The organism is Streptomyces sp. NPDC043996 (assembly GCF_056435225.1).
This window is the reverse complement of record NZ_JBWKEY010000009.1, coordinates 238,961-255,830: the sequence shown is the minus strand read 5'-3', so window position 1 is coordinate 255,830 and position 16,870 is coordinate 238,961. Positions and strand designations below refer to the sequence as shown.

15 protein-coding genes are annotated in these 16,870 nt (G+C 73.7%); 9 read left to right on the top strand and 6 right to left on the bottom strand.

The annotated features are described in order from the left end of the window. Positions 1 to 55 precede the first annotated feature (55 nt). The 5 genes from pheS (at position 56) to AC07A4_RS24360 (ending at position 7,419) form a co-directional block, all read left to right on the top strand. Complete coding sequence (gene pheS / locus AC07A4_RS24380; RefSeq protein ID WP_478602158.1) at positions 56 to 1,180, top strand: phenylalanine--tRNA ligase subunit alpha; 1,125 nt, start codon at positions 56 to 58, stop codon at positions 1,178 to 1,180. Next, positions 1,180 to 3,726 (top strand): phenylalanine--tRNA ligase subunit beta, encoded by a 2,547-nt coding sequence (pheT, locus tag AC07A4_RS24375; protein WP_478602156.1) that lies wholly within the window; start codon positions 1,180 to 1,182, stop codon positions 3,724 to 3,726. The genes pheS and pheT overlap by 1 nt, the downstream gene beginning before the upstream one ends. 231 nt (positions 3,727 to 3,957) lie before the next feature. After that, on the top strand, positions 3,958 to 5,103 hold the full coding sequence (locus AC07A4_RS24370; RefSeq protein WP_478602155.1) for a PP2C family protein-serine/threonine phosphatase: 1,146 nt from the start codon (positions 3,958 to 3,960) through the stop codon (positions 5,101 to 5,103). A gap of 270 nt (positions 5,104 to 5,373) precedes the next feature. Beyond that, positions 5,374 to 6,723: a transcriptional regulator gene (locus AC07A4_RS24365; RefSeq protein ID WP_478602153.1), complete on the top strand. Its 1,350-nt coding sequence runs from the start codon at positions 5,374 to 5,376 to the stop codon at positions 6,721 to 6,723. Between the two features lie 153 nt (positions 6,724 to 6,876). Then, on the top strand, positions 6,877 to 7,419 hold the full coding sequence (locus tag AC07A4_RS24360) for an NUDIX hydrolase (protein ID WP_478602151.1): 543 nt from the start codon (positions 6,877 to 6,879) through the stop codon (positions 7,417 to 7,419). Between the two features lie 20 nt (positions 7,420 to 7,439). On the opposite strand, the gene AC07A4_RS24355 is transcribed toward AC07A4_RS24360, so the two are convergent. Beyond that, entirely contained in the window at positions 7,440 to 7,697 is a 258-nt protein-coding gene (locus AC07A4_RS24355) for a hypothetical protein (RefSeq protein ID WP_478602149.1), read from the bottom strand. A 273-nt stretch (positions 7,698 to 7,970) separates the two neighbouring features. Continuing rightward, on the bottom strand, positions 7,971 to 8,831 hold the full coding sequence (locus AC07A4_RS24350; protein WP_478602147.1) for a 3-hydroxybutyryl-CoA dehydrogenase: 861 nt from the start codon (positions 8,829 to 8,831) through the stop codon (positions 7,971 to 7,973). Between the two features lie 184 nt (positions 8,832 to 9,015). Between AC07A4_RS24350 and AC07A4_RS24345 the strand changes: the two genes are divergently transcribed. Continuing rightward, the gene (locus tag AC07A4_RS24345) at positions 9,016 to 10,239 is read left to right on the top strand and encodes a glycoside hydrolase family 10-like protein (protein WP_478602145.1); all 1,224 of its coding nucleotides are present in this window, start codon (positions 9,016 to 9,018) and stop codon (positions 10,237 to 10,239) included. 29 nt (positions 10,240 to 10,268) lie between these two features. Here AC07A4_RS24345 and AC07A4_RS24340 read toward each other — a convergent pair whose 3' ends face one another. Both AC07A4_RS24340 and AC07A4_RS24335 read right to left on the bottom strand, forming a co-directional pair. Beyond that, positions 10,269 to 10,463 (bottom strand): DUF1918 domain-containing protein, encoded by a 195-nt coding sequence (locus tag AC07A4_RS24340; protein ID WP_478602143.1) that lies wholly within the window; start codon positions 10,461 to 10,463, stop codon positions 10,269 to 10,271. An 80-nt stretch (positions 10,464 to 10,543) separates the two neighbouring features. Beyond that, on the bottom strand, positions 10,544 to 11,560 hold the full coding sequence (locus AC07A4_RS24335) for a DMT family transporter (RefSeq protein WP_478602141.1): 1,017 nt from the start codon (positions 11,558 to 11,560) through the stop codon (positions 10,544 to 10,546). Here AC07A4_RS24335 and AC07A4_RS24330 point away from each other — a divergent pair. Together AC07A4_RS24330 and AC07A4_RS24325 are read left to right on the top strand one after the other, a co-directional pair. After that, positions 11,559 to 12,995, top strand: a complete 1,437-nt coding sequence (locus tag AC07A4_RS24330) for an aminotransferase-like domain-containing protein (RefSeq protein WP_478602139.1) — start codon at positions 11,559 to 11,561, stop codon at positions 12,993 to 12,995. The genes AC07A4_RS24335 and AC07A4_RS24330 overlap by 2 nt on opposite strands. Beyond that, entirely contained in the window at positions 12,992 to 13,513 is a 522-nt protein-coding gene (locus tag AC07A4_RS24325) for a GNAT family N-acetyltransferase (RefSeq protein ID WP_478602138.1), read from the top strand. The genes AC07A4_RS24330 and AC07A4_RS24325 overlap by 4 nt, the downstream gene beginning before the upstream one ends. On the opposite strand, the gene AC07A4_RS24320 is transcribed toward AC07A4_RS24325, so the two are convergent. Both AC07A4_RS24320 and AC07A4_RS24315 read right to left on the bottom strand, forming a co-directional pair. Continuing rightward, the gene (locus AC07A4_RS24320) at positions 13,464 to 13,973 is read right to left on the bottom strand and encodes a DUF6314 family protein (RefSeq protein WP_478602136.1); all 510 of its coding nucleotides are present in this window, start codon (positions 13,971 to 13,973) and stop codon (positions 13,464 to 13,466) included. The two genes, AC07A4_RS24325 and AC07A4_RS24320, sit on opposite strands and share 50 nt — an antisense overlap. A 43-nt stretch (positions 13,974 to 14,016) precedes the next feature. Continuing rightward, the gene (locus tag AC07A4_RS24315) at positions 14,017 to 15,006 is read right to left on the bottom strand and encodes an aldo/keto reductase (RefSeq protein WP_478602134.1); all 990 of its coding nucleotides are present in this window, start codon (positions 15,004 to 15,006) and stop codon (positions 14,017 to 14,019) included. Between the two features lie 299 nt (positions 15,007 to 15,305). Here AC07A4_RS24315 and AC07A4_RS24310 point away from each other — a divergent pair, with 299 nt between their 5' ends. Next, the gene (locus AC07A4_RS24310) at positions 15,306 to 16,856 is read left to right on the top strand and encodes an alpha/beta hydrolase (protein WP_478602132.1); all 1,551 of its coding nucleotides are present in this window, start codon (positions 15,306 to 15,308) and stop codon (positions 16,854 to 16,856) included. The last annotated feature ends 14 nt before the right edge of the window (positions 16,857 to 16,870 follow it).

Below are 16,870 nucleotides of genomic sequence, written 5' to 3'. Positions count from 1 at the left end.
GTCTCCGACTCGTCGACGGGGACCATCCGCCAGCCAACCGGAAGCACGGGAAGAGATGTCGGCACCGAACAAGTCGTACGACCCTGTCGAGGTCGAGGCACTGAAACCTGAAGAGATCGAGCGCATGCGGGACGAGGCGCTCGCCGCCTTCACGGCCGCCGCCGACCTCGGCCAGCTCCAGGAGGCGAAGACCGCGCACACCGGCGGTACGTCGCCGCTCGCGCTCGCCAACCGCGAGATCGGCGCGCTGCCCCCGCAGGCCAAGGCCGATGCGGGCAAGCGCGTGGGCATGGCCCGCGGCGCCGTGAACAAGGCGCTCGCCGCCCGCCAGGCCGAGCTCGAGGCCGAGCGCGACGCCCGCGTCCTGGTCGAGGAGGCGGTGGACGTATCGCTGCCCTACGACCGCGTCGCGGCCGGCGCCCGGCACCCGCTGACCACGCTGTCCGAGCGCATCGAGGACATCTTCGTCGCGATGGGCTACGCGGTCGCCGAGGGCCCCGAAGTCGAGACCGAGTGGTTCAACTTCGACGCCCTGAACATCGGCCCGGACCACCCGGCGCGCGGTGAGCAGGACACGTTCTTCGTCGAAGGCGCCGACGGCTCTGCCGACTCCGGCGTGGTCCTGCGCACGCACACCTCGCCCGTGCAGATCCGCTCGCTCATCGACCGCGAGCCGCCGGTCTATGTGATCTGCCCCGGCCGCGTCTACCGCACCGACGAGCTGGACGCCACCCACACCCCGGTCTTCCACCAGGTCGAGCTGCTCGCCGTGGACGAGGGCCTGACCATGGCCGACCTCAAGGGCACCCTGGACCACATGGTGCAGGCGCTCTTCGGCGGCGAGGGCATGAAGACCCGGCTCCGGCCGAACTTCTTCCCCTTCACCGAGCCGTCCGCCGAGATGGACATGGTGTGCTACGTGTGCCGCGGCGAGTCCGTCGGCAACCCCGACCGCCCCTGCCGCACCTGCTCCTCCGAGGGCTGGATCGAGCTCGGCGGCTGCGGCATGGTCAACCCCAAGGTGCTCACCGCCTGCGGTGTGGACCCCGAGAAGTACAGCGGATTCGCCTTCGGGTTCGGCATCGAGCGCATGCTGATGTTCCGCCACAACGTCGAAGACATGCGAGACATGGTCGAGGGTGACGTCCGCTTCACCCGGCCGTTCGGGACGGAGATCTGATGCGCATCCCGCTTTCCTGGCTGCGGGAGTACGTTGACCTCCCCGCCACCGAGACCGGCCGTGACGTCCAGGCCAAGCTGATCGCGGCGGGCCTCGAGGTCGAGTCCGTCGAACAGCTCGGCGGGGGCCTGAAGGGCCCCCTCGTCGTCGGCAAGGTCCTCACCATCGAGGAGCTGGAGGGCTTCAAGAAGCCCATCCGCTTCTGCACCGTCGACGTCGGCTCCGCCAACGGCACCGGCGAGCCGCAGGAGATCGTCTGCGGCGCCCGCAACTTCGCCGTCGGCGACAAGGTCGTCGTGGTCCTGCCCGGCGCCGTGCTCCCCGGCGACTTCGCCATCGCCGCGCGCAAGACGTACGGCAAGACCTCGCACGGCATGATCTGCTCCGGCGACGAGCTGGGCATGGGCGACTCCACCGCGATGGGCGGCGACGGCATCATCGTCCTGCCGCCCGAGCACGAGGTCGGCACCGACGCCATCGAGCTGCTGGAACTCGTCGACGAGGTCCTGGACATCGCCGTCACGCCCGACCGCGGCTACTGCCTCTCGCTGCGCGGCGTCGCCCGCGAGACGGCCACCGCCTACGGCCTGCCGCTGCGCGACCCGGCGCTGCTCGACGTCCCGGCGCCGAACTCCTTCGGCTACCCGGTGCGCGTCAGCGACCCGGTCGGCTGCGACCGCTTCACCGCCCGCACGGTCACCGGCCTGCGCCCCGACGCCCGCTCGCCGATCTGGCTCATGCGCCGCCTCCAGAAGGCGGGCATGCGCCCGATCTCGCTGGCCGTCGACGTCACCAACTACGTGATGCTGGAGCTCGGCCAGCCGCTGCACGCCTACGACCGCTCCCGCGTCCAGGGCACCATCGGCGTCCGCCGCGCCGAGCAGGGCGAGAAGTTCACCACCCTCGACGGCGCCCAGCGCGTCCTCGACGCCGAGGACCTGGTGATCATCGACGAGCGCGGCCCCATCGGCCTCGCGGGCGTCATGGGCGGCGCCAACACGGAGATCGCCGACCACGCGGAGGAAGAGGGCACGACCGACGTCGTCATCGAGGCCGCGCACTTCGACGCGGTCTCCGTGGCCCGCACCGCGCGCCGCCACAAGCTGTCCTCCGAGGCGGCCCGCCGCTTCGAGCGCGGCGTCGACCCGCAGGCCGCGTCCGCCGCCGCGCAGCGCACCGTCGACCTGCTCGTGCTGCTCGCGGGCGGCACCGCCGAGGCGGGCGTCACCGAGGTCATCGCGCCGTCCGCGCCGCGCACGATCACCATGCCCGCCGACCACCCGGACCAGGTCGCCGGTGTCGCTTACGGCCGCGAGACGGTCGTACGCCGCCTCCAGCAGGTCGGCTGCGACGTGTACGGCCAGGACTCCCTGACCGTCACCGTGCCGTCCTGGCGGCCCGACCTCGCCGAGGTCAACGACCTCGCCGAGGAGGTCATCCGCCTCGAGGGGTACGAGAACCTGCCCTCGACGCTGCCCAAGCCCCCGGCCGGGCGCGGTCTGACCGAGCGGCAGCGGCTGCACCGCCGTGCCGGGCGCGCCCTCGCGGCCGCAGGCTACGTCGAGGCGCCGAACTACCCGTTCGTGAACGAGCAGGTCTTCGACCAGCTCGGCCTGGAGGCGGACGACCCGAACCGCCGCGTGGTCAAGCTCGTCAACCCGCTCTCGGACGAGGAGCCCGCCCTCCGTACGACGCTGCTCCCCGGCCTCCTCGCCGCGCTGCGCCGCAACGACGGCCGCGGCAGCCACGACCTGGCCCTCTTCGAGACCGGCCTGGTCTTCCACCCGGTGGCCGGCGCGAGCGTCCCCGGGCGCCTGCCCGTCGACCGGCGCCCCACGGACGAGGAGATCGCCGCGCTCAACAGCGCCCTGCCCGAGCAGCCCCGGCACGCCGCGGCCGTCCTCGCGGGCGCCCGCGAGCGCGCCGGATGGTGGGGCGGCGGCCGCCCGGCCGACTGGGCGGACGCCATCGAGGCGGCGCGCGCCCTGGCCCGCGAGGCCGGTGCCGAGCTCATCGTCCAGCAGGGCCAGTACGGCCCCTGGCACCCGGGCCGCTGCGCGGAGCTGTCCGTGTACCTGGAGGACGCGGACGTCCCCCAGGGCGTCGAGGGCAACATCGTCCCCATCGGCCACGCCGGTGAGCTGCACCCGCGCGTCACCAAGGCGCTCGGCCTGCCCGCCCGCACCTGCGCGATGGAGCTCGACCTCGACCTGCTCCAGAAGGCCGGTGAGGGCACCCTCCAGGCGCCGCGCATCTCGTCCTTCCCGGTGGCCACGCAGGACGTCGCGCTCGTCGTCGACCAGGACGTCCCCGCGGTCGTCGTCGAGGACTTCCTGCGCGACGGCGCGGGTGAACTCCTCGAGGACATCCGGCTGTTCGACGTCTTCACCGGCGAACAGCTCGGCGAGGGCAAGAAGTCGCTCGCGTACGCGCTGCGCTTCCGCGCCCCCGACCGCACGCTGACGGTCGAGGAGGCCTCGGCCGCCCGTGACGCGGCGGTGGCGCGCGCCGCCGAGACGACCGGGGCGGTGCTGCGCGGGGCGTAGCCCCGGCGCCCGCCCGGCGCACGAAGGCGCTGATGAGGGGGCGTGTCCGCGAAAGCGGACGCGCCCCCTCCGGCGTGGTGGGCGAGGGCGGGGCGCTGCTCACTCGTTTGAGTGACAACTTCCGGTGATCTGACCCGATAGGCCCACCCGGTCGACAGAATCAATCCGGCCGTAGGGGCCGGTCCCGGACACGGCCCGCACGCTGAACCGGGCCTTAGGGGGGCCGTCGGCATGATCCGAATCAAGCCTCGAACGCCCCGCCGTCACGGCGCGCGGGTCCGGCGTCGGCCGCCCACGCGCGGACCGGCACAGGAGCGGAACCCGGCCGCCATCGAGCGGCCCTGCCGACGCCGGCTGCGCCGCGCGCTGACGCTCGGTCTGCCGACGGTGTGGGGCGCCGTCGCCATCACGTACAAACTGACCTGCCCGCTCGCCCAGCAGAACGGTCTCGGCGCGCGGATCGTCACCAGCGCGGTCTTCTTCGCCGTCGGCACCGGGCTGATATTCCAGGTGCGGCACGCGCTGATCCGGGAGTTGCGGCAGATCCGCGAGGTCGCGGGCGCCGCGCAGAACGTCCTGCTCAGGCCGCTGCCGCCGCGCATCGACGGCTTCGCCCTGGCCGCGGGGCGGCTCTCCGCCTCGCACGGCGCCTCCGTCGGCGGGGACCTGTACGAGGTCGCGGCCACCGACCACGGCGTCCGCGTCGTGATGGGCGATGTGCGCGGCCACGGCCTCGCCGCGATCGCCACCGTCGCCGCGGTGCTCGGCAGCTTCCGCGAGGCCGCCCACGACGAGCCCGAACTGCCCGATGTCCTGCGCCGGTTGGAGCGGGCCCTGGCCCGGCACCTGCGGGAGCGCTCCCGCGCCGAGCACCCCGCGAGCGGCGCCCAAGCGCCGGACAACCCGCTCGCCGAGGAGTTCGTCACCGTCCTGCTGGTGGAGATCGGCCCCGAGGGCGAGGTGTGGGCCCTCAACTGCGGCCACCCCTGGCCCTACCGGCTGCGCGGCCACGCCCGGCAACTGCCCGGCGGCGAGCCGCTGCCGCCGCTCGGCCCCTTCCCGCTCCCCGCGGAGCTGCCCCTGCACCACTGCGGCACGCTGCTGCCCGGGGACGCGCTCGTGCTGCACACGGACGGCGTGGAGGACGCGCGCAACGCCGCGGGCCAGTTCTTCCCGCTGTCTGAGGTGCTCGGCGAGGCCGCCCGGAGCCAGCCGGTGTCCCCGCAGCGGGTGATCCAGAGCGTCTACGCCCGCCTCCTGCGCCACATCGGCCGCCTGCCCGCCGACGACGCGGCGCTCCTGGTGCTGCGCAACGACCGCAAGCGCGTGCCCCGGCAGCAGACGGAGACCGGGCGGCGCGCCCGCACCATGAGCTGAACGCCGCCCGGCGTGGTGCGGCCCGCGCCGTCCGTGCCGTCGTGGAACTGCCGGGCAGACGACGGTCACACGGACGGCGCCGACGAGGGGCCGTCGCACTGAGTGAGGGGAGCCCGACGGCCCGGCCGCCTCCTGGTGAGGCCCTCAGTCAAGCGACCCGGCGCCCGGCGCGGCAGAGCGCACACCCTCCGGATGCGGGCACTCCGTTCACACCCCGTGTGAAGGGCGCTCCATTAGTCTGGGCCGTACCGAGCCATCGAAGGGCCCTCCATGCAGCCCAATACCCTGCTCGACGCGATCCTCGACGAAGCCGGCATCTCGCACGCGGGTCTCGCCGCCCACGTCAACCAGGTGGGCAAGACCCGCGGGCTCGCCCTGAGATACGAACACACCGCCGTGGCCCGGTGGTTGAAGGGCCAGCGCCCGCGCGGCCAGGTGCCCGACCTGATCTGCGAGGTGCTCGCGGCCCGGCTGCGGCGCACGGTCACGCTTGACGACATCGGCCTCGGGGTGCCCGGGGGCGCGCCCGCCCGCGGCGCCTCGATGGCCTCCACGCTCTCCGGGTTCGTGGAGCGGGCGACGGCGCTGTGGCGCTCCGACGAGCAGCAGCGGCCGCATCTCCTCGGCGCGCCCGCGGTCACCGGAACGCCCGCCGTGATGCCGGTGTGGGAGTGGGAGAACCCGCCCGAGGACACCGACGTCTCGCGCGGCGGACGCCACCCCGTGAGCCTGTCGGACCTGGAGATGCTGCGCTCGGCCCGCGCGCACTACGAGCAGATGTACCGCAAGACCGGTGGCATCGCGACCCGCACCCGCATCGTCGGCTTCCTCAACGCCGAGGCGGCCCCGCTGCTTCGCGGCAGCTACACCGACGCGATGGGGCGTCAGCTGCACCGGGCCACCGGCGGTCTGGTGGCGATAGCGGGCATCTGCGCGTACGACTCGGACGCGCACGGGCTCGCCCAGCGCTACTTCCACCAGGCGCTGCGCCTGGCGAAGGCCAGCGGCGACCGGGGGCTCGGCGCGTATGTGATCGCGCTGCTCGTCAACCAGTCCCTGTTCATGCGCGAGTTCCGTCAGGCCGTCGCCTTCGCGGAGGCCGCGCTGCGCGCCGCGGGCCGGGACATCACGCCCGCGCTCGCCTCCGACCTGTACGCGATGCAGGCCAAGGCGTACGCCCACCTGGGCGACGGGGGCAGCGCGCTGTCGTGCATCCGGCGTGCCGAGGCCGCGGCCGACCGCATCCGGCGCGGCCGGGAGCCGGACGAGACCGGCTATGTCCAGCCGGGCCTGGTGAATGTGCAGGTGGCGGAGGCGCTGCTCAGCCTCGGCGATCTCACGGCCGCGCACGAGCACGCCGCGGCCGCGGTGGACACCCCGGCGCACGACCGGGGCCGGGTGCACCGCCTCGCCATGCTCAGCCAGATCGAGCTGCGCCAGGGCAACACCGACGAGGCGGTGGCCACGGCGGTGGAAATGGCAGAACAGGCGCGGGGGATGGAGTCCCAGCGGCTGCGCGACCGGCTGCGGGCGGTGCGCGAACACCTGGTCCGCAGCGACTGCGCGGGCACGGCCGAGGCCGCCGAACTCATCGACGGGGCGCTGCGGGTGCCGCTGTGAGGCGCCCGGCGCAGTGAAGCGCGGTTCCCCTCGACACCGGGTACGGATGCGGGCCGCCGCCTGACACGTGCTGCCTCGCTCCGTCGTGCGCCGAGTGCCCTCCCCGTCTCCTGCTGCGATATTGCCATCTATTCGGCGGAAGGTGGCAGAACCGTGCAGTGGACGAAACAGAGCGAACAAACTGTGTATGAAAACCGATGGTTCAGCGTCAATCTCGCGGACGTCGAACTGCCGGACGGCCGACACCTCGACCACTTCCTCATACGGCTGCGCCCGGTGGCGATCGCCACGGTCGTCAACGAGGCCAACGAGGTCCTGCTCCTGTGGCGGCACCGCTTCATCACCGACAGCTGGGGCTGGGAGCTCGCGGCGGGGGTCGTCGAGGACGGCGAGGACATCGCGTGCGCGGCGGCCCGTGAGATGGAGGAGGAGACCGGCTGGCGGCCGGGGCCCCTACGGCACCTGATGAGTGTCGAGCCGTCCAACGGTCTGACGGACGCCCAGCATCACATCTACTGGTCGGACGAGGGGACCTACATCGGTCACCCCGTGGACGACTTCGAGTCGGACCGCCGTGAGTGGGTACCGCTGAAGCTGGTCCCCGACATGGTGGCCCGCGGTGAGGTCCCGGCCGCCAACATGGCGGCGGCACTCCTCCTGCTGCACCATCTGCGGCTCGGCCAGGACAGGCGCTGACCGCCCGGAGCCGCCCTGGGTCAGTGCCCGAGGGCCTGCCAGACCGCCACGGCGAGCGCACCGACCGCGGTGAGCGCGGCCAGGGCGGGCAGTGGCCAGCGGGTGTGTTCCAGGGCGGTGATCCGGACCGACATATCGTCCTGGTCCTTGGTGTGCTGCGCGTCTCGCTGGGTGAGCAACGCGAGCTGTCCGTCGACGCGGGCGAGGCCCACGTCCAGGCTGCGACGTAACTCGGCGAGTTCTTCCGGGACCACGAGACGCTCGGGGTCGGTGGTCACGAGTCCGCTCCTTTCGGTAGTGGTCACATCCCCCCTGTGCGCACGGAAAGTCAACTCGCCTGGTGGTCGCGGCGGGAGCGTGTGCGCAGGGCATATGCGAGCCCCCCTCGCACACGGTGTGTGAACTGCGCGGACCCGGCACTCAGCGAGTGCCGGGTCCATGAACTGGCCGGAAATTGACTTGAATTCAGATACGGAGCGTAGCCATCGGCGCCGCATCCGGCCTTAGCCGTATCCGGTCTCAGCCGCATCCGGTCTGATCCGCATCCGGTCTTATCCGTACGGGTAGAAGCCCGACCCGCTCTTGCGGCCGAGGCGGCCCGCGTCGACCATCCGCTGGAGCAGCGGGGGAGCGGCGTACAGCGGCTCCTTGTACTCGGCGTACATCGAGTCGGCGACCGAGGCGACCGTGTCCAGGCCGATGAGGTCGGCCAGCTTCAGCGGGCCCATCGGGTGGGCGCAGCCCATCTCCATGCCGTTGTCGATGTCCTCGCGGCTCGCGATGCCCGACTCGAACATCCGGATCGCGGACAGCAGATACGGGATGAGCAGCGCGTTCACCACGAACCCGGAGCGGTCCTGGGCGCGGATCGCGTGCTTGCCGAGCACCTTCTCGGTGAACAGCTGCGCCCGGCTGAGCGTGCCCTCCGACGTGGTCAGCGCCGGGATCAGCTCCACGAGGTGCTGCACGGGAGCGGGGTTGAAGAAGTGGATGCCGATGACCTGGTCGGGCCGGGACGTGGCCACGGCCAGCTTCACCAGCGGGATGGAGGAGGTGTTCGAGGCGAGGATCGCGTCCTGCCGGGTCACCACCTGGTCGAGCACCTGGAAGATCTCCGTCTTGACCTGCTCGTTCTCCACGACGGCCTCGATCACGAGGTCGCGGTCGGCGAACTCGCCGAGGTCCGTGGTGAAGCTGAGCCGCGCGATCGTCGCGTCCCGCTCCTCCGGGGAGATCTTGCCGCGCTCGGCGGCCTTGGTCAGGGAGTTGTGCAGCCGCGTGCGGCCGATCTCCAGGGCCTCTCCGGTGGTCTCCGCGACCATCACGTCCAGGCCGGAGCGGGCGCAGACCTCCGCGATCCCGGCGCCCATCTGGCCACAGCCCACCACTCCGACGCGCGCAATGTCGGCCATAGAGTCGGTCACCTCGTGCCTTTCGCTCATCAACTGTGTCGACAGGCCCCCCGTGCGGTACCGGCGCCTGCCCCGCCGGTGAACGTTACTCCGCGCGTCGCGGTGCGGGGCGGTCCGGGTCGGGCATGCTGTCCCCGAACGTCCAGGGATAGTCGGCGGAACTCGAAGATCAGGGGACGGGAACATGAGGCGTATGTCACGTCGGGCCTTCACCGCGGCGGCGGCATCGGTGGCCGCGGGGCTCGCGACAGCCGGGGACGCGGCGGCGCGGCCGGGGCCAAGACACCGGGGCCGCGAGATGAGGGGCATGTGGGTGGCGACGGTCGTCAACATCGACTGGCCGTCGAAGCCGGGCCTGCCCGCGGAGCGGCAGCGCGCCGAGCTGATCGCCTATCTGGACACGGCGGTGCGCCGCAAGCTGAACGCGGTGGTCCTCCAGGTGCGCCCGACGGCCGACGCGTTCTGGCCGTCGCCGTACGAGCCGTGGTCGGAGTGGCTGACCGGCACCCAGGGCAAGGACCCCGGCTGGGACCCGCTGGGCACCGCCGTGCGCGAGGCGCACCGCAGGGGCCTGGAACTGCACGCCTGGTTCAACCCGTTCCGGATCGCCATGCACACCGACCCCGGGCGGCTGCTGCCCACGCACCCCGCGCGCGTGCACCCCGAGTGGGTCGTGCCGTACGGCGGGAAGCTGTACTACAACCCGGGCCTTCCCGAGGTGCGGCGCTTCATGCAGAACGCGATGCTCGACGCGGTGCGGCGCTACCGCATCGACGCGGTGCACTGGGACGACTACTTCTACCCGTATCCGGTCGCGGGCCAGGTCTTCGACGACGACGACGCCTTCGCCCGCTACGGCGGCGGCTTCCCCGACCGGGCCTCGTGGCGGCGGGACAACATCGACCGCCTGGTGCGGGAGATGGGCGTGCGGATCAAGCAGACCCGCCCGACGACGCGCTTCGGGATCAGCCCCTTCGGGGTGTGGCGCAACGCGTCCACCGACCCGACGGGATCGGACACACGGGCGGGCGTGCAGACCTACGACGACCTGTACGCGGACACCCGGGGCTGGGTGAAGAAGGGCTGGATCGACTACATCTGTCCCCAGCTCTACTGGCACATCGGCCTGGCCGCGGCCGACTACGCCAAGCTGGTGCCCTGGTGGGACGACGTGGCCAAGGGCACCGGCGTGCGCCTGTACGTGGGCGAGGCCCTGTACAAGGCGGGGGACCCGGCCCAGCCCGCGCCGTGGCAGGACCCGACCGAGCTGTCCCGGCACCTGACCTACGCCAAGGACTTCCCGCGGGTGCGCGGGCACGTCTTCTACTCGGCCAAGCACGTGGTCGCCGACAGGATCGGCGCGATGCAGCGCGTCGTCGACGACCACTACGCGTTCCGGGCCGGGTGAGTCGGCGCCGCCGTACGCGTCCCCTTGGCTCAGCCGTCGCTGGCGAAGGGGCGTACGACGGTGTCGGGGCCCGGTGACATCACCGTCTCGTGGCCGTCCTCGAACCGCACGCGGTACGGCGGGCCGCCGTCCGAGCCGAGGACCTCGATGACTTCCGCAGTCCGGTCGTGCTGTCCGACGATCCTGCCGTGGATCAGCAGCCGGTCACCCACGGATGCTTGCATGGGCAGTGACCTCCTTGTCCGCTTCGCGGTAGGTGGCGGTGCGTGGCCGTCAGTGTACGACCCGTGGCGGCTGTTGGCGCCTACCCGCGCGCCCGTTGGGTGACCGCGATGCACACGAGGACGGCCACCGCCGTGAGCGGCGCGGCGGGGGTGAGCGTCTCGCCGAGCAGGAGCACCGACCAGACCAGGGTCAGCAGCGGCTGGGCGAGCTGCAGCTGGCTGGCCTTGGGGATGCCGATGGCGGCCATGCCCCGGTACCAGACGAGCAGGCCGAGGAACTGCGAGCCGATCGCCGTGTACAGCAGGCCCGCCGTGCTGTGCGCGGTGAGCTGGAACGGCTCGTGCGGCAGGGCGAGCAGCGCGCCGGTGAGGCCGAGCGGCAGGGCGAGGACCAGGGCCCAGCCGATGACCTGCCACCCGGGCAGGTGCCGGGCCAGGCGGCCGCCCTCGGTGTATCCGGCGGCGCACACCAGGAGCGCGCCGAACAGATAGAGGTCCGCGCTCGACAGGGCGCCGCCGCTCTGCGCCACGGTGAACGCGATCACCGCGGCCGCTCCGGCGAGCGCGGCCGCCCAGAAGGCGCGCGAGGGGCGGGCGCCGGTGCGCAGCGCGGAGAACACGGCGGTGGTCAGCGGCAGCAGCCCGACGACGACGGCCGCGTGCGCGGTGCTCGACGTCTGCAGGGCGAGGGACGTCAGGAGGGGGAAGCCCACGACCACGCCGCCCGCGACGACGGCGAGTCCGCCCCAGTGGGCGCGCGACGGCACCGGCACGCGCAGGGCCAGCAGACAGCCGCCCGCGACGAACGCCGCGAGCACGCAGCGCAGCGCGACGAAGCTCCAGGGGCCGATGCCCTCAAGGCCCCAGGCGGTGGCGGGGAAGGTGAGGGAGAAGGCGACGACACCGAGGGCGGCCTGGAGCGCGCCCGCGCGGTGCGGGGAACGGCGACCTGCGGATGCGGATGCGGATGCGGATGTGGCCGTGGTCGGGGCCAGGGCCGGGGGGCCGCCTGGTGTGGTCCGGGGGCCCGCGGTGCTTCGGGGGCCGTGTGCGACCGCTATCCGCTGTCGTTCAGTAGCGCTACTCTGTGCCTTCATGCATGAGCGTAGCAGTGTGAGTGAACTGGCGGGACAGCTGCGAGACGAGCTGAACCGCTACTCTCCAGGCGGAAAGCTGCCATCGAGTCGTGTGCTGGTCGAGCGGTTCCGGGTGAGCCCGGTGACCGTGTCGCGGGCGCTGGCGCGGCTCGCCGCGGAGGGCCTCGTGGTGACGCGGCCCGGCGCCGGGGCCTTCCGCGCACAGGCGGCGGGCGCCCCGGCCCCCGCGGGGGACACCTCGTGGCAGGAGGTGTCCCTGAGCGCGGACGCCGCCGCCGAGGTCGTGCCGCGCTCCGTCGACGCCTCCGGGGTCCTCGCCACCCTGGCCGCGCCCGCGCCCGGCGTCATCGAGTTCAACGGCGGCTATCTGCACCCCTCGCTCCAGCCGGAGCGCGCCATGGCCGCCGCGCTCGCGCGGGCCGGACGGCGCCCCGGCGCCTGGGAGCGGCCCCCCGTCGACGGCCTGCCCGAGCTGCGCGAGTGGTTCGCGCGCGGCATCGGCGGCGCCATCAGCGCGGCCGAGGTCCTGATCAGCGCGGGCGGCCAGAGCGCCCTGACGACGACGCTGCGGGCGCTCGCGCCGCCCGGGGCGCCGGTGCTGATGGAGTCGCCCACCTACCCCGGCCTCCTCGCGATCGCGCGCGCCGCCGGGCTGCGCCCCGTGCCGGTGCCCGTGGACACCGACGGGGTGCGGCCCGACCTCCTCGCCGCCGCGTTCGAGGCGACCGGCGCCCGCGTGTTCGTCTGCCAGCCCCTGTTCCAGAACCCCACCGGCGCCGTGCTGTCCGCGGGGCGCCGCCCCGAGGTGCTGCGCATCGCCCGCGAGGCCGGGGCGTTCGTCGTCGAGGACGACTTCGTCCGCAGGCTCGTGCACGAGGACGCGGGGCCGCTGCCGAGGCCCCTGGCCGCCGACGACCGCGACGGCGTCGTCGTGCACGTCTGCTCGCTGACCAAGGCCACCTCGCCGAGCTTCAGGGTCAGCGCGCTCGCCGCGCGCGGGCCCGTCCTCGAGCGGCTGCGCGCCATCCAGGTCGTCGACCACTTCTTCGTCCCGCGACCGCTCCAGGAGGCCGCCCTCGAACTCGTCGGCTCCCCGGCGTGGCCGCGCCATCTGCGGTCCATGGCCCGGGAGTTGAAGGAGCGCAGGGACGCGATGGCGGCGGCGCTGCGGCTGCGCCTGCCCGAGCTCGCCCTGCCGCACGTCCCGGCGGGCGGCTACCACCTGTGGCTGCGCCTTCCCGACGGCACCGGTGAATTGGCCCTGGCGGCGGCCGCGTCGCGCGCCGGGGTCGCGGTCGCCCCGGGGCGCCCCTACTTCGCCGCCGAGCCTCCGGCCGGGCACGTACGCCTCAGCTTCGCGGCGCTCGCGGGCGCCGGGGAGATCACCGAAGGCGTACGACGGCTGCGCGCGGCGTGTGATGAGGTACGGGCATGACGACGCACAGGGAGCGCGCCAACGAACCCACCGGCGCGGACGAACGAACCGACGGACGCGCGTCCGCCGGCGGATCTGAACGGCCCGGCCGATACGAACTCCCCGCCGGATACGAGCTGTCCACCGACCCCCGGCGCATCGACGCCGCCCGTGTCCACGCCTGGCTGTCCACGGACAGCTACTGGGCGCGGGGGCGCTCCCGCGAGAAGCACGACGGGGCGATCGCCGGGTCGCTCAACTTCGGTGTGTACGAGACGGCCTCCGGCGGCCAGGTCGCGTACGCCCGCGTGGTCACCGACCACGCCACCTTCGCCCTGCTCTGCGACGTGTACGTGGACCGCTCCGCGCGCGGCAAGGGGCTCGGCACCGCGCTGGTGGCGGGCGTGCGCGACCACCTCGCCCCGTTCGGGCTGCGCAGGATCATGCTCGCCACCGCGGACGCGCACGGCGTCTACGAACGGCTCGGTTTCAGTGCCCTGCGGAGCCCGTGGGACTGGATGGTGTACGGGGAGCAGTGAGCGCGCGTACGTAGTCCGACGTCAGGAGCAGGTCCTTCGCCGGGCCCCGGACCCGCCAGCTCATGCGCCAGTGGTCGGCGTCGGCCACCTCGAACGTGCCCCGGTACAGGTCCGCCGCGCACGGGTGGTCCGCCGTGTGGCGGCCGGTGCGCAGGTCGAGGGCGTGGAAGAAGCGCCCGTCGGCGAAGTGCACGACCGCCGTGCCCGCGGGCTCGCCCGGCAGGAACCGCAGGGTGCGCTCGGCGGGCCGCCCGGTGCCCCGCCAGGTGAACGTGCCGGACTCGTGGTGCAGCAGACCGGCCCGGGGCGCGGGCCCGCCGGGCAGCGGCGTGAACCGGGTGGTGCCGTCGAAGCGGCCCTCCACCGGCCCGGCCTGGCCCGCGCCGAAGTCCCGCACGGTCCGCTCCAGGCGCCAGTCCCCGGCGAGGTAGGCGAGCGCGTCGGGCACGGGAAAGGACATGCCCGCAGCGTACGCGGCCGCCGCCCGCCCACGGCCGCCCCCGCTACTGGTCGACGATCGCGAGGCTCTTCTCGTCGTACCGCGTCCCCGCCACCCCGTCGGCGGGCGCCGCCGCGTCGATCGCGGCGAGCTCGGCGGCGGACAGCTCGAGAGTGACGGCGGCGAGGTTCTCCCGCAGATACGTCTCGCGGCGCGTGCCCGGGATCGGCACCACGTCCGCGCCGCGGTGCTGCACCCAGGCGAGGGCCAGCTGGCCCGCCGTGACGCCCTTCTCGGCGGCGAGCGCGTTCAACGTGCCGACGATGGCGAGGTTCCGCTCCAGGTTGCCGTCGGCGAAGCGCGGCTGGGTGCGGCGGATGTCGTCAGCGGCCAGGCCGTCGACCGAGGTGACGCGGCCGGTGAGGAAGCCGCGGCCCAGCGGCGAGAACGGCACGAGGCCGATGCCGAGCTCCCGGCACACCGGCGCGATCTCCCGCTCCAGGTCCCGCGTCCACAGCGACCACTCGCTCTGCAGCGCCGCGATCGGGTGCACGGCGTGCGCGCGCCGGAGCGTGCGGGCGCTCGCCTCGGACAGGCCGAGGTGGCGCACCTTGCCCGCCGCGACGAGCTCCGCCATCGCCCCGACGGTCTCCTCGATCGGCACCTCCGGGTCCACGCGGTGCTGGTAGTACAGGTCGATGTGGTCGACGCCGAGCCGCTGGAGCGAGGCGTCGCAGGCCTGGCGCACGTACGCGGCGTCCCCGCGGATCAGAGGCGGTTCCCCGAGCCGGTTGGCGAAGCCGAACTTCGTGGCGATCACAGCGCGTTCGCGGCGCGCGCCGGACAGGGCGCGGCCGAGCAGCTCCTCGTTGTGGCCGCCGCCGTAGAAGTCGGCGGTGTCGAACAGTGTGACGCCGAGGTCGAGCGCGCGGTGGATGGTGGCGGTCGACTCGGCGTCGTCGGACGAGCCGTAGGCGTGGCTCATCCCCATGCAGCCGAGTCCCTGCGCCGAGACCGTCAGCGCGCCGAGCTCGCGCGTGGGCAGGCCGGTCATGTCGTACCTCCTGGTGGTGCGGCGGTGTCCGTGACCCCGCGGAGCGGTGATCACGGCCGTGACCTTAGGAGTTGGAGCGCGCTCCAACGCAAGCGCGGGCGGGGGCTGGGAGGCGGCTGGGAGAGGCCTGTGGAGGGGGCTGGCCCCAGCGCGGCCGGTGCGGCTAGCGGGAGGCCGGGGCCGGTGGCTGGCCGGATGGCCGTCCGGCACGCGCGTTCGTAGCGTGAGCGGCGTTCGCGGACCCTCCCGCACCGCCCCGTCCGCCCCGTCCGCCCGTTTCCCGTGCACCCCGGAGCGCCATGCGTGCCGTCACCTTCACCACGGCGGGCCTCGGGCTCGCCGCCCTGCTCGCGGGCGGCGTGCCCGCCGCCGAGCCGTCCAAGGCCGTGGACGCGGCCGCCCTCGCCGCGTACCGGAACCAGCCCTTACGGTGGGGCGCCTGCCCGCCCGGGCACAAGGAGCTGAGAGCGGCGGGCGCCCGGTGTGCCGACGTCACCGTGCCGCTCGACTACGCAGACCCCGCCGGGCGCACCCTGCGGATCGCGGTCTCCCGGATCAGGGCCACGGCCCCGGCGGGCCAGCGGCGCGGCGTCCTGCTGTCCAATCCGGGCGGCCCCGGCGGCCCCGGACTCGCCTCCACCCTCGCCCTGCGCCCCACCCTGGAGGCCACCGCCGACGCCTACGACCTGATCGGCTTCGACCCGCGCTTCCTCGGCGAGAGCACCCCGCTGACCTGCGACCCCGCCCGTAAACGGCCCGACCCCGGGCCCACCACGACGCCCCGCCGGGACTTCGAGGAGTCCCTGGCCGCGGGCCGCGAGGACGCGCGCCGCTGCCACGAGCGCGGCGACAACGCCCGGCTCCTTCCGCACGCCTCGTCCCGCAACGTCGCCCGGGACATGGACCTGATCCGGGCCGTCCTCGGCGAGCGACGCCTCTCGTACTACGGCGTGTCCTACGGCGCCGACCTGGGCGCCGCCTACGCGCAGCTGTTCCCGCGCCGCGTGGACCGCCTCGTCATCGACTCCGTCACCGATCCGCGGGCCACGCAGTACGAGCAGTTCCAGCGCTCCGGCGCCCCCGCGGAGGCGGGCCTCGACGCGTGGGCGGTGTGGACCGCCCGGCGTGACTCCGCCTACCACCTGGGCCGCACCGCGGCCGCCGTGCGCCACCGGGTGGAGGCGCTGCTCAGCGGCGCCGAGCGGCGCCCGCTGCGGATCGAAGGGCTGCGCCTGAACGCCCCGTTGCTGCGCATGCTGCTCAAACAGCTCCTGGTGCAGGGGGAGAACGACCCGTCGCTCGCGGCCGTCGTGCGCGATCTGGACGCCGCGTCGCGCGGCGAGCTCACCGACCCCGGACCCGAACTCGCCCGTATGATCGCCCTGTTGAAGTCGCCCGAGCTCGCCGACGGCATGCTCGGCGGCACGGTCTTCATGTGCGGCGACGGCGGCTGGCCCGCCGGAGGCTGGCCGCTGGCACCGGAGACGTACTGGCGCAACGCCCAGCGCAGCCGGGCCGCCGAGCCCGTCTTCGGGCCGCTCGTGAACGGCATGACCGCGCCCTGCGCGTACTACCGCACCCCGCCGCGCGAGCCCGCCGTCACCATCGGCAACGACGTGCCCGTCCTGATGCTCCAGGCGAAGCGGGACCACACGCGCTACCGCGACGCGCTCGCCATGCACCGGGCGCTGCGCGGCTCGCGCCTGGTCACGGCGGACCTGCGCGGGCACGGCGTGTACGGCCGCGCAGCGGACGGCCTCACGCCGGTGCCCTGCGCCGACCGGGCGGTCAACGCCTACCTGGCGGGCGGCGGCCTGCCCGCCGAGGACCTCACCTGCCCCACCTCGTGAGCCGCGGGAGCCGG